This is a genomic window from Pseudodesulfovibrio profundus, assembly GCF_900217235.1.
Classification (GTDB): Bacteria; Desulfobacterota; Desulfovibrionia; order Desulfovibrionales; family Desulfovibrionaceae; genus Pseudodesulfovibrio; species Pseudodesulfovibrio profundus.
Window position 1 is genome coordinate 3,464,186 of record NZ_LT907975.1, and the last position, 25,069, is coordinate 3,489,254.

14 protein-coding genes are annotated in these 25,069 nt (G+C 54.1%); 9 read left to right on the forward strand and 5 right to left on the reverse strand.

What is annotated here, in order from left to right:
- The first annotated feature begins 5 nt into the window (after window positions 1–5).
- From DPRO_RS16215 to DPRO_RS16225, 3 genes are all read left to right on the forward strand, one after another.
- Window positions 6–293 (forward strand): DUF1844 domain-containing protein, encoded by a 288-nt coding sequence (locus tag DPRO_RS16215; RefSeq protein WP_097013000.1) that lies wholly within the window; start codon window positions 6–8, stop codon window positions 291–293.
- A gap of 11 nt (window positions 294–304) precedes the next feature.
- Complete coding sequence (gene argC / locus DPRO_RS16220) at window positions 305–1,360, forward strand: N-acetyl-gamma-glutamyl-phosphate reductase (protein ID WP_097013001.1); 1,056 nt, start codon at window positions 305–307, stop codon at window positions 1,358–1,360.
- A gap of 167 nt (window positions 1,361–1,527) precedes the next feature.
- Window positions 1,528–1,737, forward strand: a complete 210-nt coding sequence (locus DPRO_RS16225; RefSeq protein ID WP_097013002.1) for a hypothetical protein — start codon at window positions 1,528–1,530, stop codon at window positions 1,735–1,737.
- Window positions 1,738–2,081: 344 nt separating this feature from the next.
- Here the strand turns inward: DPRO_RS16225 and DPRO_RS16230 are convergent, their stop codons facing one another.
- The gene (locus DPRO_RS16230) at window positions 2,082–4,139 is read right to left on the reverse strand and encodes a ribonucleoside triphosphate reductase (protein ID WP_097013003.1); all 2,058 of its coding nucleotides are present in this window, start codon (window positions 4,137–4,139) and stop codon (window positions 2,082–2,084) included.
- Window positions 4,087–4,770 (reverse strand): anaerobic ribonucleoside-triphosphate reductase activating protein, encoded by a 684-nt coding sequence (locus DPRO_RS16235; RefSeq protein ID WP_097013004.1) that lies wholly within the window; start codon window positions 4,768–4,770, stop codon window positions 4,087–4,089. The genes DPRO_RS16230 and DPRO_RS16235 overlap by 53 nt, the downstream gene beginning before the upstream one ends.
- A 654-nt stretch (window positions 4,771–5,424) precedes the next feature.
- On the opposite strand from DPRO_RS16235, the gene DPRO_RS16240 reads away from it, so the two are divergent.
- The gene (locus tag DPRO_RS16240) at window positions 5,425–6,492 is read left to right on the forward strand and encodes a DUF6765 family protein (protein WP_097013005.1); all 1,068 of its coding nucleotides are present in this window, start codon (window positions 5,425–5,427) and stop codon (window positions 6,490–6,492) included.
- 134 nt (window positions 6,493–6,626) lie between these two features.
- Window positions 6,627–7,811: a metallophosphoesterase gene (locus DPRO_RS16245; protein WP_097013006.1), complete on the forward strand. Its 1,185-nt coding sequence runs from the start codon at window positions 6,627–6,629 to the stop codon at window positions 7,809–7,811.
- Window positions 7,812–7,893: 82 nt separating this feature from the next.
- On the opposite strand, the gene DPRO_RS16250 is transcribed toward DPRO_RS16245, so the two are convergent.
- Window positions 7,894–9,678, reverse strand: coding sequence for an SLC13 family permease (locus DPRO_RS16250; RefSeq protein WP_097013007.1), 1,785 nt, complete (start codon window positions 9,676–9,678; stop codon window positions 7,894–7,896).
- Between the two features lie 305 nt (window positions 9,679–9,983).
- Between DPRO_RS16250 and DPRO_RS16255 the strand changes: the two genes are divergently transcribed.
- From DPRO_RS16255 to DPRO_RS16270, 4 genes are all read left to right on the forward strand, one after another.
- Window positions 9,984–10,676 (forward strand): FadR/GntR family transcriptional regulator, encoded by a 693-nt coding sequence (locus DPRO_RS16255; RefSeq protein WP_097013008.1) that lies wholly within the window; start codon window positions 9,984–9,986, stop codon window positions 10,674–10,676.
- Window positions 10,677–10,693: 17 nt separating this feature from the next.
- Window positions 10,694–11,716: an alpha-hydroxy-acid oxidizing protein gene (locus tag DPRO_RS16260; RefSeq protein WP_097013009.1), complete on the forward strand. Its 1,023-nt coding sequence runs from the start codon at window positions 10,694–10,696 to the stop codon at window positions 11,714–11,716.
- Window positions 11,717–11,760: 44 nt separating this feature from the next.
- Window positions 11,761–12,561: a sulfite exporter TauE/SafE family protein gene (locus tag DPRO_RS16265; protein WP_097013787.1), complete on the forward strand. Its 801-nt coding sequence runs from the start codon at window positions 11,761–11,763 to the stop codon at window positions 12,559–12,561.
- Between the two features lie 68 nt (window positions 12,562–12,629).
- Window positions 12,630–13,949 carry an MATE family efflux transporter gene (locus tag DPRO_RS16270; protein WP_322788573.1) on the forward strand — a complete coding sequence of 440 codons (1,320 nt, stop codon included), beginning with the start codon at window positions 12,630–12,632 and terminating at the stop codon, window positions 13,947–13,949.
- 259 nt (window positions 13,950–14,208) lie between these two features.
- Here DPRO_RS16270 and DPRO_RS16275 read toward each other — a convergent pair whose 3' ends face one another.
- Both DPRO_RS16275 and DPRO_RS16280 read right to left on the reverse strand, forming a co-directional pair.
- The gene (locus DPRO_RS16275) at window positions 14,209–15,534 is read right to left on the reverse strand and encodes a TolC family outer membrane protein (RefSeq protein ID WP_097013011.1); all 1,326 of its coding nucleotides are present in this window, start codon (window positions 15,532–15,534) and stop codon (window positions 14,209–14,211) included.
- Window positions 15,535–15,646: 112 nt separating this feature from the next.
- Window positions 15,647–24,661 (reverse strand): VCBS domain-containing protein, encoded by a 9,015-nt coding sequence (locus DPRO_RS16280; protein WP_097013012.1) that lies wholly within the window; start codon window positions 24,659–24,661, stop codon window positions 15,647–15,649.
- Window positions 24,662–25,069 lie beyond the last annotated feature (408 nt).

Consider the following 25,069-nt stretch of genomic DNA (forward strand, 5'->3'; position numbering starts at 1 on the left):
AGAGGATGGCTGACAAACCGTGCAAAGAAAACCCCATGCAGGGGATTCCTATGGGCATCAATTTTACCACGTTTATCTATTCCCTGTCGTCTTCGGCCATGGTCGCCCTGGGTGAAGCCGCTGACCCCAGCACCGGGAAGACTGAATTTCACCCGCAGATGGCCAAACACACCATCGATGTGCTCGGCATGTTGAAGCAAAAATTCGACCAGGGGTTGGACGAAGACGAACGGAAGCTGTTGTGCGATATCGTCTATGACCTTCGCATGACCTACGTGAACAAATCCAAATAAGAGAAGAGAATATGTCTCAACTAATCAAGGCGGGTCTGGTCGGCGTCACCGGCTATACCGGCATGGAGTTGGCGCGGCTGATGACGCACCACTCGTCCATGGAACTCGTCCGCGCAACGTCCCGCTCCGAGGCTGGTAAAACCCTGGCCGATATCTATCCTTTCCTGACCCGACTGCCGCTTGGTGAGCTGGTCATCTCCCAGCCCGACCCGGCTGATCTGGCTGCCGAGTGTGATGTGGTCTTTCTTGCCGTGCCGCACAAGACAGCCATGGAGATAGCCGCAGAGCTGCTGGATGAAGGCGTTAAGGTCGTCGATCTGTCAGCCGATTTCCGCATCAATGACAAGGCCACGTATGAAGAGTGGTATGCCACCGAGCACACCAAGCCGGAATATCTGGCTGAGGCCGTATACGGACTGCCCGAACTGTATCTTGATGAGATTATGGGTGCGCGGTTGATCGCCAATCCCGGTTGTTATCCGACATCGGCCATTCTCGGGCTGACGCCTGCCCTGTCTGCCGGTCTGGTCAGCACCGAGAATATCGTCATTGATTCCAAGTCCGGTACCTCCGGTGCAGGGCGTGGCGCCAAGGTCGGCACGCTCTTCTGTGAAGTGCATGACTCCTTCAAAGCGTACGGTCTTGCTTCCCATCGTCATACCCCGGAGATCGAGCAGGAGATTTCCAAAGTAGCTGGCAAGGACATCACCGTATCTTTCAACACACATCTGCTCCCCATTGATCGCGGCATCCTGTCCACCATGTATACGACCCTCAGCGGCGAGCATACAGTGGATGATGTGCTTGAAGTGTATACGGAGTTCTACGCTGACAAGCCCATGGTTCGCGTGCTGCCCAAAGGGCAACTGCCCGAGACCCGCTACGTGCGAGGTACGGTCTTCTGCGATATCGGGATTGTCGTCGATCCGCGCACTAACCGCTTGATTGTGGTTTCCGCCATCGACAACCTGTGTCGCGGTGCTTCCGGTCAGGCACTCATGAATGCCAATCTGATTTGCGGGCTTGATATCGACGAAGGGCTGCCCATGGCCCCCATGATGCCCTAGCGCATTGGAATTACGTGAAATCAGAAGGCCGCTCGCAAGGGTGGCCTTTTTTCATGGCAGAGCCAGTCATAACGAAAAGTTATCGCAGGGCTAACGAAACACGATTATACATTCTTGTAATCTCATCCTATGAGGGCTTTAAGAAAACTGCAAAAAGGAGCACTCATATGCAGACTTGGACACCGACCCTGATAGGCACGAAACGTCATCGTAAGGCTGTTACTCCGCGTGAACTGGTGAGTCAGATTTTCTCGCCTGAAGATTCCACTGGTTCTGGTGAGCAGATGCGCCTCGGGTTGATGGTCAGCTCCATCAAAGTGGCGCTTTGTGTGGCTGCGGCTTTTGCCTGCTACGCCACCATAGCTCAGTTGCAGTAACATTTTTTTGGATTCTTTCCCGAAAGGTCGTTCACGGCGGAAGTATTCAATGGCCTGAGAGGTCGTTGAATCGGTTTCTGTTCCAGTGTGATACGGATCGACCACCTGTGGAGGGATCAATACAGATTTGACTTGGCGCATGCTCGTGTGAGTGTGCGCCTTTTTTGTGCCTGATGGTAGTTGTGTGGCATTTGTTCTTCAAACGCGTGTGAGGAAAGACGCGTTGAGAGCGATGTAGATGACATCATAAAAAATCGTGAGGACTTCCATGCACATACATGGAAGTCCTCACATTCCCATTATCCTCAAATCCTGCTTCCTCAAACAGGACTGGAGAAACTTTTTTAACTACACAGACAGTCGCTGAATACCACGCGATCGGTGTACTCGGCCTGCTTGCCCTTGTTCCAGCGTGAAACCGGACGGTAGTAGCCGACGATGCGTGTGTATACCTCGGCTTCCTCGCCGCAGGTGGGGCACTCGAAGTGCTCGCCCAATACATATCCGTGTTCTTTGCAGATGGAGAAGGTCGGTGTGACCGAGACATACGGAATCTTGGTCTTGGTGAACGCCTTCAGGATGAAGTTCCTCAATGAAGCCGGATCAGTGACCGCTTCGCCAAGGAAGGTGTGGAATACGGTGCCGCCGGTGTAGAGCGGCTGCAACTGATTCTGGTGCTCCAACGCGTAGAGTACATCGTCGGAAATGCCCACCGGCAGTGCCGTCGAGTTGGTGTAATACGGGGTTCCGTTACCCTGTGCCTGGATGTCCGGGTAGAGCGACTTGTCGATCTTGGCCAGACGGTAGCTGGTGCCTTCGGCAGGCGTCGCTTCCAGGTTATAGAGGGAGCCTGTCTCCTCTTGAAAGCGGGAAGTGACACGACGCAGGTGGTTGAGCACCCGGCGCATCAGGCGAACGCCGCCTTCAGTTTCGATTCCACGGCCGATCAGGTTCAGACATGCTTCATGCCCGCCAAGAAGACCGATGGTGGAGAAGTGTCCCTTGTATCCGTTCTTGAGGTAGCGCTTGGACCACGGGAACATGCCCGCTTCAAGGTTGTTGTTGATGACCTTACGCTTGTATTCAAGGGATTCCTTGGCAAGTTCTGCGTATTCGGTGATCAGTTCAAGAAAGTCATCTTCGGACTGAGCAAGATAGGCGAGCTTGGGCAGGTTCAGTGTGACCACACCGATGGAGCCGGTGAGATCGCCTGCGCCGAACAGGCCGCCGGTCTTGTTGCGAAGTTCGCGAAGATCCATTTGAAGACGGCAACACATGGACCGAACGTCTTCGGGATTGAGATCAGAGCTGATGAAATTCTGGAAGTAAGGTACGCCGTATTTCGCGGTGAGCTGCATCAACAATTCGCCGATGTCGGATTCCCACGGGAAATCCTTGGTGACGTTGTACGTCGGGATCGGGAACGAGAAGATGCGGGACTGGTAGTCTCCTTCCAGCATGACTTCGATGTACGCCTTGTTGATCATGGCCATTTCTTCTTCGAAGTCGCCATAGGTCAATGTGTCGTCGTATTTGCCGCCGATGATGATCGGCTCGGAAGCGATGTGCTTGGGAGCGACGAGGTCAAACGAAAGGTTGGTGAACGGAGACTGTCCGCCCCAGCGAGAGGTCGTGTTCAGGTTGAAGACGAACTTCTGCATGCACTGGCGTACCTGCTCGTAATTGAGACCGTCGTGGCGAATGAAGGGTGCCAGGTAGGTGTCGACGTTGTTGAACGCCTGGGCTCCGGCCCATTCGTTCTGCAACGTGCCGAGAAAGTTATTCATCTGGCCGAGGGCAGTGTCAAAATGCTTGGCAGGACCGGCAGAGGCGCGGCCTTCGAGGTTGAACCCTTCGAGCAGCAGGTCGCGCAGGGACCAGCCTGCGCAGTATCCGGCAAGACCGAATGAAAGATCGTGGATATGGAAGTATCCGTGCTCGTGCGCCATGCGGATTTCTTCCGGGTACTTTTCCAGCGCGTAGCGTGCCTGGACCGTCCCCGAAAGGTGGAGCATCAATCCCTGAAAGGAATGGGTCATGTTGGCGTTTTCATTAACGCGCCAGTCGGCCTGATCAAGGTAGGTGTCGATGACATCCTTGATATCAAGATATGCTTCCTTCTGAGAACGGAGCTGTCTGCGCTTTTCCCGGTACAGGATATACTTTTTGGCGATTTCAAACTGTCTGGACTCCATGAGAATCTGCTCGACAGTGTTCTGGACATGCTCCTGTTCGGGGATGTCCACTCCATCGAGTTTTTGCTCAACCTTTCTCGCCAGACGTTTGCCGAGAATGGGGTCCTTGATACCGCTGGCAGCGAGTGCCTTGAAAATGGCTTGGGAGATGCGGTCAGTTGACCACGTTTCCAACCGGCCGTCGCGTTTCATGATCTGACTGGGCATGCTCCGTCTTCCTCCTTGGGGGCACATATTGTTGAATCTTCAGTTCGTAATCGAGAGGCAAGTAGCTTTGGGCTGTTTCGATATCACTATCGGTAAGCCCGGGCACCTGGGTGGTGCGGAAGTAAAATGCCTCGGGTTTGGCCTGTGCAATCCTGAATATGCGTTCGAGGTTGGCTTTGGCGGCAATTTCGGAAACGGCATGGCCGGTGAGGGCGGGGTACTTGGCGTACGGTCCCTTCACATCGACGGCAAAAACATCGGCCAGATTGCATTCCAGCAGTTCGGCGACGATGTCGGGCCGCATCCCGTTGGTGTCGATTTTGATGGGCAGTCCGACTTTTCTGATTTCCATGAGCAACTCGCCCAGCGCAGGGACCAGTGTGGGTTCCCCTCCGGTGATGGTCACACCGTCCAGCCATCCGGCGCGGTCGCGCAGGTAGGATGTGATGCGGGTCTTGTCGATGGCAGGGAGCGATTGCATGTCCCACGCCAGTTCATGGTTGTGGCAAGTCGGACAATGCAGGTTGCATCCGCCGAGAAAAATAATGCACGTGGCTCGCCCTGGCCAGTCACAAAGGCTCAGGTTCTCAAAACCGCGTACGTAGTTCCATACCCCGACGGGTGTATCCATCCTCGAATCTCCTCTGCTACTGCGCGCAGAAATGGTTTTTATTGGGTGCCGAATGTCGCTCTGAATGTCGTGTGAGGCGGTGATTTTCCGGCGAACTTTAGCTGTGAGACAGGGTGTGTGGAGCACAGCCGAAGTGTGTCCACATTGATATCCTACGCTTCCGATTTTGTACAGGGGGTGTTTTGGAATTTTTTTAATAGTGAGCTGCTGTATTTTGATTGTAACTAATTATAGGCAAATATGCGGGAATTGTAAAAGTTTTCCACAGGCTGTCGCATCCAGTGTTCACCAAAATATTTAACTTTTTTCTAGAGCTAGTTTAGAAAAAAAATGGATCAAATTCAGCTGGGTTGATTTTCGACAGGTATGGCGGTCGGCAGGTGTGGTGGGCGTCGGTGCGCCACGACGAGAATGGCTTACCATAAGGGCTTTCGGTTTGAAACCGGTTTTTGGAAGGATTCCACAGAAAAATGAACAGTTAAGTTGGGATTTTTTCCTGAGTCTCGCTAGCTATTGCGGCTCAACGGTTCGCACTTGTCAACCCTTTGATAGTTGTTTTTTGCAGGATTATACCGCTGTTCAATATCTTATTGCCTAATTCATGCGTGTTGTCTATATTGCTTTGACTCATTACATTCAAACTTGGAGGAACGTATGCAGTTGGACATGCACTACCATGGGACCTATGCGGTCGCCAGAATGGCGGGGTTTTCACCTGACCTTGCCAACACCATCGCCACCGCCGCGCAATATGTGGACGAGTCGGTCTGCGCTCAGCCGGTTGATATTGCCAATAGAAGGTACATGCTGCCGGTGGTTTCGGCGCACAAGATGCTGGAGGTGTCGAAGAACTTTGACAGGATGGATCAGTGGAACGTGTGGGTGCCCTTTCATTTCCTGCCCGGTGGTATGGGCGACAATGTCGAGTCACGGATGATCTGTCTTAAGGGAGATGAAGGAAACAGGGCGGTCGAAGCGATTATCGAGCATACCCTCGCTGCCAATGCTGCCAATGAGCCGTACGCACTTCATCTGCTGGGCATCATCTCTCACGTCATTCAAGACACCTATTCGCACTACGGGTTCTCCGGCACAGCCTCTCCGCTCAATGAAGTCGATCAGACCACACTTGAAGCCTTGAATGCCGATGTTCTGGATTCATATGTTTCGCGCAAACTTGACCTGTTCAAGGAGCGTGTAGCCGCATCGTTTGCCGAAGCATCCATGCTGGGACATGCCGGTGCCGCGACATTTCCGGACAGGCCGTACATGCGCTGGCAATTCGAATACAGCAACTCCGGTCACCCGGAGGTAGAATATCTCGCATCCGAAAGGGATAATGCCCAGTCCTTTTACGAGGCGTGCACGCGTCTTCACGCTGTGTACAAGGCGTTCCTTTCCAGCCAGTCGTCCCTGGATGCGCCCCATGAGCCGTTTTCAGAAAGACAGGAGCCGATACTGAAGGAAATATTGGCCTACGAGGGGATCAAGGAAGAACGGTGTAAAGTATGGAAGATGCGCATTGAAGATGGTTCTCTTTTCAGCAATGTTGCCTCCAGTGATGTTGATCGTAATTTCTCGCCTTCCGGGTGGGGTATTCGAGCTGTGATGGACAATCCACTTGCATCCTCTACCGATTCGTTCCAGTTCCACCGGGCTGCCAGGTCCTACCTTGAACTGGTCCATGACAAGATACTGCCGATGTTGAAAATATTGAATTAATTGAAGAGCCGCCAGTCGAGGCAAAGGTGCATCGTCTATTATGAAGTAATGGAATATAGGTGCACATATTTGACATTGAGACCGTTTATGCCCATGTGAAGTCGATACCAATCTAAAATGGCGGAGATTTAATCATGTGGAAGTTTGTCGTGCTGGCGGTGGCAACGTTTCTGACGTTGTACATCGGCTGGCGGCTCATAAACCCTGCCTCCATACGCAGACGGTGGAAGGTTGCGGCCTGGCTGGCTGTGCCGGTTCTGCTGTTCGGCCAGCGCCTCAAGTGGCTGGTTGATGGCCAGGGTTTAGATAGCGATATATTGGTTTATGTGAACTGGGTGGGATACACGTTCCTGGGTTTCGTGTCCCTTCTGGTTATTTTCATGTTGGGGCGGGATATCCCGGTATTGTGTAAGCGGATCGGGCAGAAGATCAGTCTTCGCCTTGGCCGTCGGCGCCCTCGCATCTACACCAAAAAGGCGGATCAGGAGCGTCGGCGATTTTTGCTCAATGCAAGTAATACGGCTATCCTGACAGCCACACTCCCGCTGACGGGCTACTCTATCTTCAAGGCCCGCTCCGTGCCGCCTGTTGTACCCAATGAACTGCCGGTCATAGGCCTGCCGAACGGTCTGGACGGATTCACCATTGCCCAGATATCCGACACCCATGTGGGGCCGACCATCCGAGAAGACTGGCTTCAGGCAGTGGTCGATGCCGTTAATGCCCAGAACCCGGATATGATCGTGCACACCGGCGATGTCGTCGACGGGACCGTGCAGGAGTTGAACGAGGCGGTAGCACCGTTTTCCAATCTCACTGCCCCGCATGGCGTCTGGATGTGCACCGGCAACCATGAGTACTATTCCGGGGTTGAGCAGTGGGCCTTGAAGTCGGATCAGCTCGGCATGAAGCCGCTGCTCAACGAGCACCGGTTGATCGATACCGGACAGGGCCGCATCCTGCTTGGCGGTGTAACCGATATTCGTAGTGAGCATATGCATCCCGCGCACAAGTCGTCGCCCAAGGCGGCCATGGCCAATGCCCCGGATCATGATGTTTCCATCCTGTTGGCGCACCAGCCTCGCTCCATCTATGAAGCCGAGGCAGCCGGATTCAATATCCAGTTGTCCGGGCATACCCATGGCGGGCAATACTTCCCGTATAACTTTGCCGTGCATTTGTTCCAGCCCTATGTCCGTGGGCTGCACCTGCATGGAAACACGCTGCTGTACGTCAACGTGGGGACAGGTTACTGGGGACCGCCCATGCGACTTGGTTCAGGGCCTGAGATCACCCTGCACACCTTGCGGAAAGCCTGATCTCCGAATAATCAGTGAAAACGTATCGCCCGGAGCAACAAACTGTTGCTCCGGGCTTTTTTGTATTTGTGTTCTCTTTTGATCAGAACGGCCAGAATTCGGGAATGAAGAGGGCGGCTCCACCGCAGACGATGGCGACCATTGGCAGACCAAGACGCAGATAGTCCGCGAAACGGTATCCCGCAGGTCCGTATACGATGAGGTTGGTCTGGTAGCCGATGGGGGTTGCGTAGCAGGCCGAAGCACCAAAGGCGACTCCGATGATGAATGGTCGGGGGTCCACATTCAGGGTTTGAGCCGTTGCAATGGCAATGGGCACGAGGAGCACGGCTGTGGAGTTGTTGGATAGAAAGTGGGACAGCAGGCTGGTAAGAAGAATAAACGCCGTCAGGATGACATGGGGACCTGCATCCTGGAACATGCCGAGAAATGCGTGGGCATAGTACGCATCCGCCCCTGTTTTCTGCATGGCAGACCCGAGGGCAATGGTTCCGATGATCAGCATGATGACCTTGACGTCCACCGCCCGATAGGCATCGGAGATGTTCAGGCAGTTGGTCAGGATCATGGCAAATCCAGCGGCAAAGGATGCGGTCAGGATATCAGTGATACCACTGGCTGTTGCGATGATCATGGCAATAAAAATGACCATGGCGATAGGCGCACGCTTCCAGTTGACGATGTCTTTGACCACGTCATCGTCGAGAATTATGAAATCGTCTTCTTCACGAATGGTTGCCAGGGATGCTTCGTTGACTTGCACGAGCAGTACGTCACCGACCTTGAGGCGCTGTGAGTTGCCCTTTCTCCACGAGTAGTGCTCGTGCCTGCGGATAAGCCCGACGATGCTGACATCTTCAAAGTCGGCCAGATACAGATCGCGAAGCCGGGTGCCGCGCGCCTTGGAACCGGATGGGATCAGCACTTTTACCAACTTGGAAACGCCGGAATGGAGCGCTTTGAAACAGTGAGGCTTGCTGCATGAGGGCAGGCTGACATCTCGTTGGTCAAGCAGTCGGGTTATTTCATCTGCTGAAGCCCGAACAAGGATCAAATCGTCCTCTCGAAGCATGATCCGGGTTACATCCAGCCGGAAAATACGTTGACCGCGATATACCTCGTATATCTTGATTCCCGGCCGGCTTTCCAGTCGGCCCTTCACCGGCTTTTCTCCGATAAGGCTGCTGTCGGCAGGAATGGTCAGTTCGGAAAGATACAGTTCGGGAGAAGATGGGCTGTCGATATCCGGAGAGTCATGGGCTGGGAGCAGAAAGTCGGAAAACATGAGCATGAACGCGCCACCCACCAACGCTATGGGTACGCCCAGTATGGACAACTCGAACATGGTAATAGGTGCGGCTCCGAGACCGGCTGCCACGTCGCTGACGAGAATGTTGGTTGATGTACCGATGAGCGTACATGTTCCCGCCAGAATGGAGATGTACGAAAGGGGGATCAGGAATTTCGACGGCGTGAACCCGAACCGGACACAAGCTGTCATGACGATTGACATGAACAGAACCACCACCGGGGTATTGTTCAGGAACGCCGAGAGGGTGCCGACCAGCAACAGGGTCAGGAGCATAAGCTTCAATCGGCTTCCATTAGCGTATCTGATGACCATGCGGCTGACAAAGTTGAGGGCGCCGGTGCGGACCAGCCCGTAACTGACGACAAACAGGGCGGCCACAGCCAATGGAGCAGGATTGGAAAAGCCTCCCATGGCCTCTTTGGGAGTGAGCAGCCCGGTCAACATGAGAACCACGATAATCCCGATGCCTGTGACATCAACGGTGAACCGCTCCGTCACCAGAAGAATGATAGCGGCAAGCAGAATGAGTGAAACAATGAGAATGTCGGGTGTCACAGGACCTCCTTGGTACATTATAGTCCAACGTATCATGATAGTCCTTTCGATACATGAAAATGTCAAGGGTGAGCTTGCAAGGCGCGAATCTGCATTTTTACGCATTCTGTTGTTGACCTGTGTGAAAGAGTGGTCTAATTGGGGAATTGGTCCAACCAATGACCGTGAATGCCGTGAGGTGTTGGTTTTTACGTGTTTGAGCCGGGCCGGTCCGGGTTGTGGGGGTGCTGGTCCCGAAGATGCTAGCCTAAGAGTCGTGCCTCACAACCCGGACATGCTTTTTTCTCACCCACGGAGCTACAGTTATGGACGTCAAACCAATCAATCGAAAATCTATTTATCAGGATATCGTACTTCAGATACGGGCCATGATCGAACGTGGTGAATTGACTCCGGGCGATAAGCTTCCACCGGAACGGCGGTTGGCAGAGATGTTCTCTGTTTCGCGCAATACGGTCCGCGAAGCCATCAAGGCGTTGGCACAAAAGGATATTCTTGAAAGCAGGCAGGGGGCAGGGACGTTTGTCCGTGTTGCCGATGCCGACAGCTTTGCCGAAGCCTTTGCCGGTTCAATCGTTCGCAGTCAGCCCAGACTCAAGGACATCTTCGAGGTTCGCAAGTTGGTGGAGCCGGAAATTGCGGCTCTGGCAGCGCGCAATGCATCTCCTAGTGATATCACCTGGATGGAGAATGTCATTTCCGAACAGGAAGAGGCGGCTCAGGCCGGTAAGATGACCAGCGAACTGGACCAGTTGTTTCATGAAATATTGGCCGAAGCCTCTGGCAATTCGGTCATGCGCATAATGATCGGCGCCTTGCACGACGAGTTCGTGGAGAGCCGGATCTCTGTTCTGCAGTCCAAGGACCGTCAGCAGCGTTCACTGGAAGCCCACAAGGCCATCGTTGATGCCATCAAGGGCGGCCACATCATGCAGGCGGAAAAGGCCATGCGGGAACATTTGGAAGAAGTCGAACGAATAGTGTTTGCAGACAAATAACGACAGATGGAGGAACCATGAAGGAAATCAAGGATAAAGCCCGTGAGATGATGAAAGGATTCTGCCGGGTCTGCAAGGTATGTGACGGTAAGGCCTGCGCCGGAGAAGTTCCGGGTATGGGCGGACTTGGCACTGCCTCATCGTTCAAGAACAACCTCTCCGCACTGGCCGAAGTCAAGCTGAACATGCGTTTGCTGCACGGTGCTACCGAGCCTGACTGTTCGACCAAAGTCCTTGGGTATGATCTGGCTATGCCGATCATGGCAGCGCCCATCGGTGGTGTATCCTTTAATATGGGCGGCAAAATCACTGAAGACGAATATGCCGATGCTGTCGTCGGTGGCTCCAAGGCTGCCGGTGTCATCGGTTGTGTCGGTGACGGCGTGCCCCCATTCATTCACGAGGCCGGATACGCTGCCATTGATAAGAATGACGGGTACGGCATTCCATTTATCAAGCCCTGGGAAGGGGAAGAGCTGGAAGAAAAATTTGAAAAAGCCAAGGCCACCGGTTGTACCACCTTTGGTGTGGATGTCGATGCCGCCGGACTGATCACCCTTCGTCAGATGGGTCGCCCTGTTTCGCCCAAAAAGCCGGAAGAGATTAAGGCGCTGATCGATACGGTTCATGGCTGGGGTGCCAAGTTCATCCTCAAGGGTATCATGACCCCGGATGAGACCGAACTGGCTGTTGAAGTCGGGGCCGACGCCATTGTCGTTTCCAACCATGGTGGCCGCGTGCTTGACCATGCTCCCGGTTCCGCTGCTGTGCTTCCGGGCATCGCCAAGGCTGTTTCCGGCAAGCTCGATGTCATCGTTGACGGTGGCATCCGTGATGGTGTGGATGTCCTCAAGATGCTGGCCCTTGGTGCTGATGCCGTCATGATCGGGCGTCCTGTCTCCATTGCTGCCGTGGGTGGCTTGCAGGAAGGGGTGGAAACCTACTTCGCCACACTCAAGGGCCAACTGTTGCAGGCAATGGTGCTGACCGGTTCCCAGACCGTCGAGGATATTACCTCGCGCGTTCTGTTCAGCGAATAATTCAATAACCGGGCCCGCTTCACATGAAGCGGGCCGAGTTCATTATGATCACCACATATATTCTCTATCTCGTACTCGGCGCTTTGGCCGGAGTACTTGCCGGACTGCTCGGCATCGGCGGCGGGTTGGTCATCGTTCCCATGCTCAATTTCGCATTTGAGTTGCAGGGATTCCCCGAGGTGCACATCCAGCATGTTGCGCTGGGTACGTCGCTGGCGACGATCATCTTTACTTCCCTTTCCAGCATGCGTGCCCATCACAAGAGGGGGGCCATCGACTGGACCGCCTTCTGGCGGCTGGCACCGGGGATCATTCTCGGCACCTACCTTGGTGCGTGGATTGCGTCGATCCTTTCCACCATGGTCCTCAAGGCGGTGTTCGGGATATTCCTGTACTACGTCGCCACTCAGATGCTTTTCGGCAAGAAGACGGAAGGAACTCGGGAAATGCCGGGGACTGTCGGTATCTTTGGCGCCGGAAATGTCATCGGCATCTTTTCTGCCATCGTCGGTATTGGCGGCGGCACCTTGACGGTTCCGTTTCTCTCCTGGTGTAGTCAGACCATGCATCGCTCCATCGCCACCGCCGCTGCCGTGGGATTGCCCATCGCGTTGTCCGGAACCGCAGGATACATCATCAATGGTACAGGGGTTGAGAATATCCCCGGGCCGCACATCGGATATGTCTACATCCCGGCCCTGCTCGGTATTATCGCCACCAGCATGTTGACCGCGCCTTTCGGGGCCAAGCTTGCTCACTCGTTACCTGTCGATAAGTTGAAACGCATCTTTGCAATTTTGTTGTATGCTGTTGGTACAAAAATGTTGTGGAGTGCATTCTTGTAGGATATCCCACTCGGATGCTTACAAGATGGAGTGCGCCGAATGGCTATAGGGCGTCCCTGAAAATAGGGATGCCTTTGGTCGTTAGTATGATGTCGTCCACAGTGATGACATTCACGGACAGAATTTTTCTGGGAAACTATTCCCTCGAGGCCTTAGGCGCGTCGCTCCCTGCGAGCATTGCCGCGTTCCTGTTCCTTTCTTTTTTCTTTGGTGTTGCCGAATACACCGGAGTCTTTGTTTCCCAATATACTGGTGCATGCCGTCATGAGCGGGTTGGGGCAGCCTTGTGGCAGGGTATATGGTTTTGCATTCCCGCGGGCCTGATCCTCGCGTCGCTCTGGTTCATTGCCGAACCGCTTTTTGCTCTTGGTGGACATCCGCCGGAAGTGAGGGAATTGGAAGTCGTCTACTTCCGTATCCTGACACTGGGCGGCGGACCGTTCTTACTCGGCATCACGTTGTCCTGTTTCTATTCCGGGCGCGGCATCACCAAGCCGGTGATGCTGGTCAACCTTGCGGCTGCCGGAATCAATATCCCCTTGGATTATTGTCTGATCAACGGTGTTTGGATATTCCCCGAACTCGGTATCGTAGGAGCCGGTCTGGCGACCGTCTTCGGCTATACGCTACCAGCCGTCTGTTTCGCCCTGCTCATCTTCAACAAGCACAATGACGCGTCATTCCGCGTGCTTTCCGCTGTCCGGTTCGAGCCGGAGCTGTTCAAGCGGTTCATGAAATACGGGTTGCCCGGTGGTGTGCAGTTCTTTCTGGAAATATTCGGCATTACCTTTTTCGTGTTCATCGTCGGGCGTATCGGTGAAGTCGAACTGGCTGCCAGCAATATCGCCATTTCCATCGATACCCTGGCGTTCCTGCCGACCCTGGGGCTGAACATCGCCGTGTCCATCATGGTTGGGCAGGCCATGGGCAATCGGAACCCGGACGGGGCTTTCTATGCAACCAAGTCCGTATTGCACATCGCGCTGACCTACATGTTCTTCATGGCGATGATCTTTTTCGTGTTCCCGGTGCCTCTTCTGGAGCTGTTCCGAACCCGTGGCGAAGTGGCGGCTTTCAATGATGTCGTCCCGCTTGGAATTGTTCTCCTGCGGTACGTTGCCGCCTTTACCCTCGTGGATGCGGTGGCCATCGTCTATGTGGGAGCATTGAAGGGTGCAGGCGATACGCGATTCATCATGACTGTCATGGGCAGCGCGTCATTCGGATGTCTTGTCATCCCGCTTTCGCTGCTCAGCTACTTCGGATCAACTTCCGTTCACGGTCCATGGATATGCCTCGTGCTGTACGTGACAGTTCTTGCAGTCGTGTTCCGTGCGCGGTTCAACAAGGGCGTATGGCGCTCTCATCGCGTTATCGAAGACTATTGATCGGTAAGCTATCAACGCTTTTCATTGCGCGTTAATGCTAATTCGGAAAGTAAGGTCGATCGTCCATTTTGGATGATCGACCTTTTTCTTATTGAGTGAGATGTCAGCCAACGTAATGCATCTTCATCAGCTATTGGCAATGAAGCGGACTGGGTACGGTTACGATGGCTCGTCACTAGGACCGGATGATGTGGACCACCGCACAAACAAAAAGGGCGTAGCTAAAGCTACGCCCTTTTGAATTCAATTGTTGCTCTGTTTATTGAGCTTCCGGATCGTAAGCTGCCTGTTTGACTTCCAATGCATTGATCAGGCGACCTTCCAGAGTGAGGAAACGGTACAGGGAGAATTCGCGGTTGGACATGGCGGTTTCCAGCAGTACCGAGTTGCTGAATACTTCATTGATGGAGTCGAGCACATCCAGCAGGGAGCGCTGACCAACATTGAATTGCATCAGGTACATGTCACGGGATTCCATGCTGTACTGCAGGGCTTCCTGGTGCTTCTGGATGGACTGAACCGCAGTCTGGTACTCGGTCCAGGCTGTAGCAACCTGTCGGGAAAGATCTTCCACGGTATCCTGAAGAGTGGCCTTGGTTTCCTTGATGCGATCATCAGCAGACTGGCGATCGTAGTAATCAGAGGTGCCGTTGAACAGATTCCAGTTCAGCGCGAGCATGGCACGGTTGTCGTTGAGGTAGGTCTCGGAACCGTCCAAGTCATCGGTGTAGCGTGAGCTGAGTTCAATATTCACAGTGGGCATGTAAGCGGCAGTGACAACACCCTTGTCGCGTTCGGTTGCAGCGACATCCGCTTTAATGGCCTTGACCTTGGGGTTGTTATCCAGAGCCTTGTCCATGATGGTGTCCATGGAAGCAGGGATTGCGTCCATCTGGAAACCTGTGTCCTGCAGCGGACCGGCCTGAAGCCCGGTGACACGGCGATATTCAGCTTCTGCGATACGCAGGGCGCCCATGTCGGAAATGAGGGTGGTCTCAGCGCGTGCGACACGGCCTCTGGCCTGCATCTCGTCAGCCTTATTGCCAGCACCACCGGCTACGCGTTCTGCGATGGAGTCCAGCACTTCCTGGTGAGCCGTGATGTTTTCACCGGCCAACGCAACCAGCTTGCGTTCGCGAACGATGTCGATATGGGCGCGGATGGCGTCCAGAGCGATGTTTTCCACGTTGTCATACAAACGATGTTCGGCAGATTCGAGACGATTCTTGGAACCCTGGTAGTCATTGTAACGGTTCATGCCGTCAAAGACGTTCTGGGTCAGAGTCAGCGTGGAGTCGGAAGCAGTGTTGGTGTCTCCGTCCTTGTTGTCAATACGAGTTGCTCTGCTATCGTAGTTTTGCAGTCCGTAGTTGACCGAAAGATCAAGGGACGGGAAAAAACGACCAAGGGCCGATGACAAGTCATTGGATACTGCGTCACGGTTGTGCAGCAGTGCTTTGATTTGCGGATGGTGCTTTACGGCAGCCTCCACCGACTCCTTGATGGTTGTGGTGCCGTCCGGGCCGGCAAGGGCCGGGCTGAATGACACAATGGAAATGAATATTGCAAAGATCAGTCGTCTCATCTGAGTCCTCATCGTAAAGTAAAAGTATATAGTCTTCTGGTAGCTTGAATCCGGCTTGTTGGCAAGCCCTTGTAACGAAAAGCCCGGCATATGATATGCCGGGCTTTTGTTGTTATTCAGTACCGGAGTCGATCATGAACTGGATTAGGTCGTCAGCGGTGTTGGTGTCGCTGATTGTGGTCTGGTGCTCGGAGAGTTCGGTTTGCGTTACGCCCAGGAGCTTGACGACAACATCGTTGCCCTGATCGTCACCAACGAGCACTTCCGTGTAATCGATGGAATTGTCCGTGTGCGAGGTGATATCCTTTACCGACATGCCGTCACCCAGTTCAAGGGCGTCGGTGCCGACGTGGAAGTCCTCGACCACGATCATGTCTTCACCATCAGACAATGCTGATCTGTCGATGAGGATGGTGTCGTTGCCTTCACCCGTGATCACGTAATTGTTGCCACTACCGGCGTTGATGATGTCGTCACCGTCGCCGCCGAAGATGAAGTCATTGCCGTCGCCGCCATTCAGAAGGTCGTTGCCGTTTCCGCCGTAGATGGCATCGTTGCCCTCATCGCCGAAGATCTGCACACCATCTGCGGCAGCGTCTTCAGGCTGTTCCGGATCGGTTGCGAAGATGATGTCGTCACCCTTGGAACCGTTGAGCAGATCGTCATCATTACCGATGATCTGGGTGTCGAAGACGCGCTCCACCTGGACGTTGTCAATGATCGTTCCGGTGTGATCTCCGCCTGCGGAGTGGTGCTCGGCAAAGGTCAACTCAGCATGATCAGTGGGCGCCACAGCTTCGAACTCAGCTTCTGCCCAGTGAGCGTTCTTGATGTTCGGCTCGTAGGTCTGAATGACTACGCCATCCTGAACCAGTTCGTACTTCGCGGAATCACTATTCCAGAGCACGCTGGCTACAAGGCTATCGCCCAGCAGGACATCGAAGTTGTTTGATTCGAACGTCGAGCCCCAGGTTCCGCCAAAAGCGAAGCTGATGGAGACAGTCTCTCCTGCCTTGGTGGCGATAGTCTGCGAGAGAACGTCATTGCCGTGGGTCGAATCCAATTCCATGAACTGGCCGTTATCGCGAGTTCTTTCTCCGGCGTAGTCGCGAACGGCCATGTCGTTGCCATTGTTAGACCAGTTGTCGACCTCAGTCGTTGCAAACGGGTTTTCAGTCATTGTCGCAGTGGACTCAAATCCCGAGTTCAGCACAATCTGGCCGGTGGCCGCAACATCCACGACAGCAATGGTCGAGGTGGCGGTGTTGCTCTCTTCTCCGGCAGTATCCATGACCGTGATCTCGATGACCCGGTCGGTCTCATCAGGAGTAGTGCGGCTGTTTTCGAAGGTGATGCCTCCTATGACATCTTCATAGACGTCCATGGGGAAGTCGCCGGAAAGGGAGACAGTGATTTCGCCGTTCGCCTCGGTTATCTCAGCGATCATGCCGTCCGGCAGGTCGCCGGTATTCAGGATGTCACCATCCTTGGCGTTGGTCAGAACGATGGTCGCACCGGACATTTCAGCGGAGTCCACATCATTGATGGAGACATCGCCGGCCACGGCAACCTTGCCCTCGCTGTCAACATAGGTGGCAGCGTAATCAGCGGTGTTGTCCTGTGCGGAGTCGACGCTGATGACCAGATCGTCGAAATCGTCATCGTCATTGGTCCGCAACTGGTCATCGACCAATACGGTCAGTGAACCATCGGCTTCGTTGACGAACTGGAATGTCGCTTCCTCTCCATCGGGGTTGAAGGCGGCAATGTCGAACTGAACGTCGACAATCTTGCTGTTTCCTCCCCGGTCAAGGGAGAGAGCCCAATGCCCTTCATGCATGACGAACTGGAGGTTCGAGGACTGAATGTCGCCATTGGTGATGCCCTTGCCACCTGCATCGGAGATCAGGAAGAAGTGGACATCCTGATCGCCCTCGAAGGTCTCGAGTACGTTCCGCAGCATGGACGCATTGTTGGAATTGGTAAGAATGACTTCCGGGCTTTCTGGTATGGGATCGCCATCGGACACGAAGTAAACGCCGAGCATGTTGGTGTAGCTCGCATGTTCGCTGTCGACAGTGACCTCGGTTCCCTGAGCCAGGTCCAGAGTCGGAGCCTCGTTGGACAGGGTCTGAGGATTGATATCGATGGTTACAGTGGATTCTTCTGCTGCCGGAAGACCGTCGTTGTCCACGGGGATGTAATCAAAGGAAGTCTCAAGGCCTCTTTCCACACCAACATAACGCAGTTCCCAGTTGGAACCGACGTCGGAGTCAGTAGTGAATACGATCTCATCGAAACCATTTCCACCGGTCATTTCCGAGGTGATGGTGTACTCGTTCAGCAGTTCACCGTTGCCAAGGTTCTTGACCGCGCCGGAGCCGACGATCTCGCCGTCGAGCATGGCGATCCAGACCGCGTTGGCATCCACCTCTACGTTATCAGGATCAAAGTGGCCGCCCAGTCCGTCGAATCCGACAGTGGCACTGTCGATGGTTGTTCCAAAATCAACAGTGATGGACTCAGTGTGGTTCTTGGTATTTTCAATTCCATCTCCCTTGCCGACACCGATCCCCTGGCCGATATGATTCGCATCGTTGTCGTATTGCACGAACTTTCCGCCGGTTCCATTTGCGTGGAAGGTGTATCCTTCTTCGGCATTACCGGACAGCTTGAGCTTGCCGCTGGTGACGGTCACGGTGTTATCGCCCCATGTCTGGGTGAGCTTGTGGCCGCCTTGTACCAACGTTCCCCAGTTGTCCCAGTTCAGGTTCTGGCCGTCGATGGAGCCGAGAACAAAGGTGGATGATTGGGACGGGTCTGCTTCGAAGGTGAAGGAACCGGAGCCGAGATCGTAGGTCTCGCCAACAACCACCTGCTCGCCGTTGTAGAGCAGGGTGCCGCCGGTGGGTTCGGAAGTGATGGTGATGCCGGTGACATCGCCGTCTGCATCAAAGACGTTGGTGTCTTCGATGAAGTTGATCTCAACTGGCTGGTTCATGTTGATTTCTTCAACAGTGAAGTCCGATCCGGTGGGACGTTCGTTGACGCCGATATTCAGGGTCTCTTCAACGGTGTTGTTCTGTCCGTCCGTCACGGTGACAGTGACAGACAGGTCGTCAGCGTTGTCCCAGTCGATTGCTGCGGAGTCGGTCAGGGTGATTACTCCGGTGTCAGGGTCGATGGAGAACGGTGAGTCGCCTTCGATAGAGAAGGTGAGGTCAGTGGAGTCGATGTCCGATGCAACTGCGGTGGCGACGTAGGTGCCGTTGGCGGCGTCCACGTTCAGTTCCGGATTCTCGGTCAGGGTGTCCACGCTCCGCATGGTGATATTGTCGATGACGTTACCGAATCCATCGTTGTTATGGGAGGCCAGAACCAGCTCGCCGGAGGTCGCACCTTCGGGGACATCCACGACGATGGTGCCGGTTTCCCAGTCAATGTTTTCGGGGTTGAAAGAACCGACCAACTGGCCGTTCCAATACACGTCAATGTTGCCGCTGTCGGCCTGATTGAGGTTGGCTCCGCGGTCAAAGAGGTCCAGCTCGATGACATACTGTCCCTGGCTGAGGCCATTGATGGTCTGCGAAATTACCAGTGCCTCGCCGCTTCCTACGCCGGTATCAATGACGTTGTCCTGGTCGGATGCACCGGGAATGCCGTCGCGGTTGCCGCTCATGACTTCCCAGCGGTCGCCTTCGACCAGCTGCCAAGGCTCGGGTACGTGACCCTTCGCCCAGTCACCGCTATCGATGTCGATGCTTTCGAAGCTGCCGTTAAGGATGAAGTTGTCATCATTCACTGCAGCAGCAAATGTAAGCAGGGTCGGATCGTTGATGTTCTCGACCTTGACAGAAGCGGTTCTGTCAGCGGTAAGTTCTCCGTCTGTTACGGTGAAACCGAATTCAACATCGCCACTCCAATCATCGGTGGGCTCGAAGGTCCAGGTTCCATCTTCGTTGTCGACAAGAGTGCCATCGCCCTTTTCAAGGGTGACCGAAGTCACGGCGAGGTCGTCGCCGTCCAGGTCGGAAGCGTTTTCGAGAAGCTCTTCCTTGCTGAAAGTGATGGATGTTTCTTCATCAATGGAGTCGAACGTGACATTAGGTGCGGTGAATCCTTCATTCACATCCCCGACATTGACATACAGGGTGTCGGTAACCGGATCGGCAATGCCGTCGGACACGGACACTTCAATGGCGTACTGGCCGCCTGCGCTCTCAATGGCCTCGAAATCAACTTCGCCATTCACGGTGATGACGCCGGTGTTCGGGTCGATGGTGAACGGTCCGTCGGTATCGATGGAGAAGGTCAGGTTGGTTGTGTCGACATCTTCACCCACTGCGGTGGCGATGTATGTGCCAAGGGCCACGTTCTCCTGAATGGAAACCGTGTTGTTTTCCGGCTCAACAGAAGTGGAAAGACGGACGTTGTCGACAACGATGCCGTATCCGTCGTTGTTGAATGATTCCAGCTTCAACGTGCCGCTGCCGCCCTCGGTGTCGATATTGACGGTAAAAGAGTTGCTGGTCCAGTTGTCGGAATTGGGATCAATGGTACCGATATGTTCGTTGTTCCAGTAGACATTCAGGATGCCGCTGGGGTCTTCGCCCAGATTCTCGCCGCGATCAAAGGCGTCGAGGGTCAGGGTGTATTCTCCCTTGGGAAGAGAATCGATGGTCTGGGAGATGATCAGCGCTTCTCCATGACCAACGCCGAAGTCGATGACGTTGTCACCGTCGGTGGCGCCGTCGATGCCGAAGCGATCACCGCGCATGACTTCCCAGCGGTCGCCGCCTTCGATCTGCCAGCCTTCGGGAGTGTGGCCTTGAGCCCATCCGCCCTGTTCGATGACGACATCTTCAAAGCTGCCGTTGACGAGCAGGTTGGAGGAATTGGTCAGGAAGCTGAGTTCCGGTGCGTCATTGATGCCGGTCACGTTGATGGTCAGCGTGGCTGTGGACGTGTTGTCGCCGTCCTTTACGTTGTATTCAACATCAAAGCTGAGCCGTTCGTCTTCGGCCAACTCATAGTTGGAAGCATCGAAGGTGTAGGTGCCATCGGGATTGAAGGTCAGGCCTTCGGGCGCATTATCCGGATCAACAAGGCTGAACTCCAGGTCTTCAATGTCGGTGTCGACGTCAGAGATCTGATCGGGATCGGCCACAGAGCCGGAGATAGTCGACTCTTCATCGACTTCAGCGGTTTCGCCGCTCACGACCGGGGCTTCATTCACGTCGCCCACATGAACGGTGAAGGAGTATGGATCGCCAAGCAATTCGCCTTCGCTATCAATATTCTTGGGAGTTACCGTGATTTCGTAGCTGGCGTTGGTCTCGAAGTCGAATCCTGCGCCACCAATGGCGGTCACAACACCGTTGGCATTGATGGTGAACATGTGGCTCGCATCAGAACCGTCAGCAGCAGTGGCAACGAGGTCGAAGAAGATCTCATCGCCTTCGATGTCTTCTGCTGTCACCTGTGCAATGTCGGTGTCGGTGGCCGTGTTTTCCAGAATGGCGAAGACCGGGTTGCCGGACTCGTCAACCGCATTGACCAGTACGTTGTCGATGCCGAACGATTCGTTGTTCAGAGCTTCGTTAAGTGTGGAACCAAGTTCCAGGGTCACGCTGTCACCGGGGTTGGTGATGGTGATGGACATGTGGTGGATCTGGTCTTCGTATCCACCAAAGCCGATGTTCGAGCGGCCATCGTCCTGGGCAGTGAATTCCCAGGTGATGACAGAACCGTCGTCGGTTGTGATGGTACCACTTCGGAAATCGGTGTCTTCATCGCTGTCGTTGCGTCGGCTGCGCTCCAGCGGCAGGACGATGTCGTTACCATCTACCGTAATGACGAGATCATCAAATCCCCAGGCCTTTGTCTGGGTCCATGAGTCGATCTCATACACATCGAAGTCGATGGTGACCGTCTCGGTTCCTTCCACAATATCAAATGTCTTGGTGGTGCTGTCGCCCATGCCGAATCGGCCGAGGAAGCTGCCGAAATCCGTACTGGTTTCGGTGGTCGTGTTATCAGTCCAGCCAGAGGCTCCCTGCTCAAAGTTGCTGGCGTGCATGCCAACACCCGTGATGACCGGAGCGTCATTCGTGCCGTTGACTACAACAGTGATGGTCTCGGTGGTCGATCCGTCCTTGGAGGTGACGGTAAAGGTCTCGGTGAACGAATCACCGGTGCTCAGTTCCTGAACCTCAGGAATGTTGTTGTCGATGGAATATGTCCATTCGCCAGATTCGGTGATGGTCAGTTCGCCGATATTATCACCCTGATCGACATTGGTATCGAAAAGAGATTCGCCGGCATCATCATCGTCGATGGTGAGGGTGCCGCCTGTAGTCAGCGAGACATCCTGATCCACATCCGCTCTCAGTTCCTTTACAGAAGAGGAGTCGTCACCGGAAATGGTGGGCAAGTCATTGGTGCCGTTGATGGTGATAGTAATGGTCTCGGTAGCCGAGCCGTCCTTTGAGGTGACGGTGAACGTTTCGGTGAGCGTGTCGCCTTCACCCAGTTGCTGGATGGCGGCGGTGTTATTGTCGACAGTGTATTCCCATGCGCCGTTTTCAGTGATGGTCAACTGTCCGAGCTTGCCGGTGTTGTCCACGGTGGTGGAGAATCCGTCTTCGTCGAGGTCCACGTCTTCGGAAAGCAGAGTGCCGCTAGTGGTGAGCGTTGCGGCAGCTTCTTCGGTCACGCCGCCGGTGGTGTCACCGGAAATCCTGGGAACATCATTGGTGCCAGTGATGGTGATAGTGATGGTCTCGGTAGCCGATCCATCCTTTGAGGTGACGGTGAACGTTTCGGTGAGCGTATCGTCTTCACCCAACTGCTGGATGGCGGTGGTGTCATTGTCGACAGTGTATTCCCATGCACCGTTTTCAGTGATGGTCAACTGACCGAGCTTGCCGGTGTTGTCCACGGTGATGGAGAAGCCGTTTTCGTCGAGGTCCACGTCTTCGGAAAGCAGAGTGCCGCTAGTGGTGAGCGTTGCGGCAGCTTCTTCGGTCACGCCGCCGGTGGTGTCACCGGAAATCCTGGGAACATCATTGGTGCCAGTGATGGTGATAGTGATGGTCTCGGTAGCCGATCCATCCTTTGAGGTGACGGTGAACGTTTCGGTGAGCGTATCGTCTTCACCCAACTGCTGGATGGCGGTGGTGTCATTGTCGACAGTGTATTCCCATGCACCGTTTTCAGTGATGGTCAACTGACCGAGCTTGCCGGTGTTGTCCACGGTGATGGAGAAGCCGTTTTCGTCGAGGTCCACGTCTTCGGAAAGCAGAGTGCCGCTAGTGGTGAGCGTTGCGGCAGCTTCTTCGGTCACGCCGCCGGTGGTGTCACCGGAAATCCTGGGAACATCATTGGTGCCAGTGATGGTGATAGTGATGGTCTCGGTAGCCGATCCATCCTTTGAGGTGACGGTGAACGTTTCGGTGAGCGTATCGTCTTCACCCAACTGCTGGATGGCGGTGGTGTCATTGTCGACAGTGTATTCCCATGCACCGTTTTCAGTGATGGTCAACTGACCGAGCTTGCCGGTGTTGTCCACGGTGGTGGAGAAGCCGTCTTCGTCGAGGTCCACGTCTTCGGAAAGTAGGGTGCCGCTAGTGGTGAGCGTTGCGGCAGCTTCTTCGGTCACGCCGCCGGTGGTGTCACCGGAAATCCTGGGAACATCATTGGTGCCAGTGATGGTGATAGTAATGGTCTCGGTAGCCGAGCCGTCCTTTGAGGTGACGGTGAACGTTTCGGTGAGCGTATCGTCTTCACCCAACTGCTGGATGGCAGTGGTCGTATTGTCGACAGTGTATTCCCAAACACCGTTTTCAGTGATGGTTAACTGACCGACCTTGCCGGTGTTGTCCACGGTGGTGGAGAAGCCGTCTTCGTCGAGGTCCACATCTTCGGCCAGCAGGGAACCTGTGGCGGTAAGAGTGGCGGCAGCTTCTTCGGTCACGCCGCCGGTGGTGTTACCGGAAATGCTGGGCACATCATTGGTTCCAGTGATGGTGACCGTGATGTCATGGGATGTCCCATCAATGGAATAAACAGTGATGGTCTCAGTCAGTGTCTCGCCTTCAGGTAACTGCTGGATGGCGTCACTGGTGTTATTAAGGGTGTAAGTCCACTGGCCATTAGCATCAATGGAAAGAATACCGTAGTTGGCACCTTCCGGGGCGCGGGTGGTGTCGATGTACTCTTCGGAGGGGTCATCGATGTCGGAAACATCAAGATCGCCGGATGTCTTAATGAGAACGTCTTCAGCAACTGCTATGTCGTCATCGCCGGAGAAAATAGCTGCATCATTGACCGGAGTGACAACCAGTGTGCCGCCGCCTGCGGTGGTGAAGGTGCCGTCGCTCACCGTGTAGTTGATGTCGAGGTCGCCGTTGAAGTCGGCATCGGGTTCGAAAGTCCAGTAGAGAAGGTTGCCTGCACCGTCGCGGACCTCAGTTAAGGTGCCGCCGGTGATGGTCAAACCGGTAACGCCCAGGAAAGTCCCTGGATCGGGATCGGACACACGCGAGAGAATGTCAGTGTCACGAATGATAATGGTCCCGTCTTCTTCCATGGTAAGATTAAGCGGACCGGATACGGAAGGAGCACTCAGGTTGGTTTCGGTGGACGAGGCAAAAGTGGCAGCACCAATGTCGGAATCCTCTTGATCACCGATCAGTCGGGAGTTTCCGTCAGACTCTAATCCCTGGAGGCGGTCGAAGCTTCTGTACAGCGTTCCGCTGTCGTCGGTGTAAGCTCCAACACCACTTCCGGAAGCGCCGCCGTCTGCAGCAGTCTCAAGCGTTTCGGTTTCCTGTCCAGGCTGATTGAAGACGAAAAGGTAGACATCGCCGGGGACCTGTTCTCCATTCAGTAAAGTGAATGTCGGAGCGTTGCCGGAGCGGGCCACGTTCTCGTAGTTCTCAATGATGATATCCCCCTGTCCCTCCATGGAGATGACAAGGTTCTCGTTGGAACTGCTGAATACGGCTTCCCCTATGTCGAAGCCGAATACAACTTCTCCATTGTTCGGAAGAGCATATGATACGGATTCGTTACCATTATCCGGTACCTGAATGACGCCGCCGGTTGTGAGCTGAATGTCTGCCATTGTTATTCCCTCGGTTATTTCCGTCTATGTTGGTGCTAAGAGCAGTATTTATTATCAAGTGTCATATAGATACGTATTCTTTAGTGTTCAGTCAATAGGGATTAACTGTTACATTCTGGCAGTTTAGGTTGTGGAAAAAAGGGAAAGGCAAATAGAAAGTGTAGTGAAAACAGTGATGCTCGAAGGTGTCGATTGGTGGCGATTTTTTTACTTTTAAAAACGTTTTCAACATATGCTTGTGTAAAAGTGTGCCATGGTTGTTCTTGTTGTCCACTATGTCTTTTTGGGCATGATGCTGCTAAGTTCCCGTATTTAAACAATGAAAAAGTAGGATTTTGGATTGAGAAAAAAATATGGGAAGTCTTCAGTTCGTAGTGATGATCTTAATTTTTTGTCCATTTCAGCATC

Bases quoted from the DNA above. Each gene is read 5' to 3' on its own strand.
- DPRO_RS16215 (WP_097013000.1), top strand. From the start codon at position 6: ATGGCTGACAAACCGTGCAAAGAAAACCCCATGCAGGGGATTCCTATG.
- argC (WP_097013001.1), top strand. From the start codon at position 305: ATGTCTCAACTAATCAAGGCGGGTCTGGTCGGCGTCACCGGCTATACC.
- DPRO_RS16225 (WP_097013002.1), top strand. From the start codon at position 1,528: ATGCAGACTTGGACACCGACCCTGATAGGCACGAAACGTCATCGTAAG.
- DPRO_RS16230 (WP_097013003.1), bottom strand. From the start codon at position 4,139: ATGCCCAGTCAGATCATGAAACGCGACGGCCGGTTGGAAACGTGGTCA.
- DPRO_RS16235 (WP_097013004.1), bottom strand. From the start codon at position 4,770: ATGGATACACCCGTCGGGGTATGGAACTACGTACGCGGTTTTGAGAAC.
- DPRO_RS16240 (WP_097013005.1), top strand. From the start codon at position 5,425: ATGCAGTTGGACATGCACTACCATGGGACCTATGCGGTCGCCAGAATG.
- DPRO_RS16245 (WP_097013006.1), top strand. From the start codon at position 6,627: ATGTGGAAGTTTGTCGTGCTGGCGGTGGCAACGTTTCTGACGTTGTAC.
- DPRO_RS16255 (WP_097013008.1), top strand. From the start codon at position 9,984: ATGGACGTCAAACCAATCAATCGAAAATCTATTTATCAGGATATCGTA.
- DPRO_RS16260 (WP_097013009.1), top strand. From the start codon at position 10,694: ATGAAGGAAATCAAGGATAAAGCCCGTGAGATGATGAAAGGATTCTGC.
- DPRO_RS16265 (WP_097013787.1), top strand. From the start codon at position 11,761: ATGATCACCACATATATTCTCTATCTCGTACTCGGCGCTTTGGCCGGA.
- DPRO_RS16270 (WP_322788573.1), top strand. From the start codon at position 12,630: ATGCCTTTGGTCGTTAGTATGATGTCGTCCACAGTGATGACATTCACG.
- DPRO_RS16275 (WP_097013011.1), bottom strand. From the start codon at position 15,534: ATGAGACGACTGATCTTTGCAATATTCATTTCCATTGTGTCATTCAGC.
- DPRO_RS16280 (WP_097013012.1), bottom strand. From the start codon at position 24,661: ATGGCAGACATTCAGCTCACAACCGGCGGCGTCATTCAGGTACCGGAT.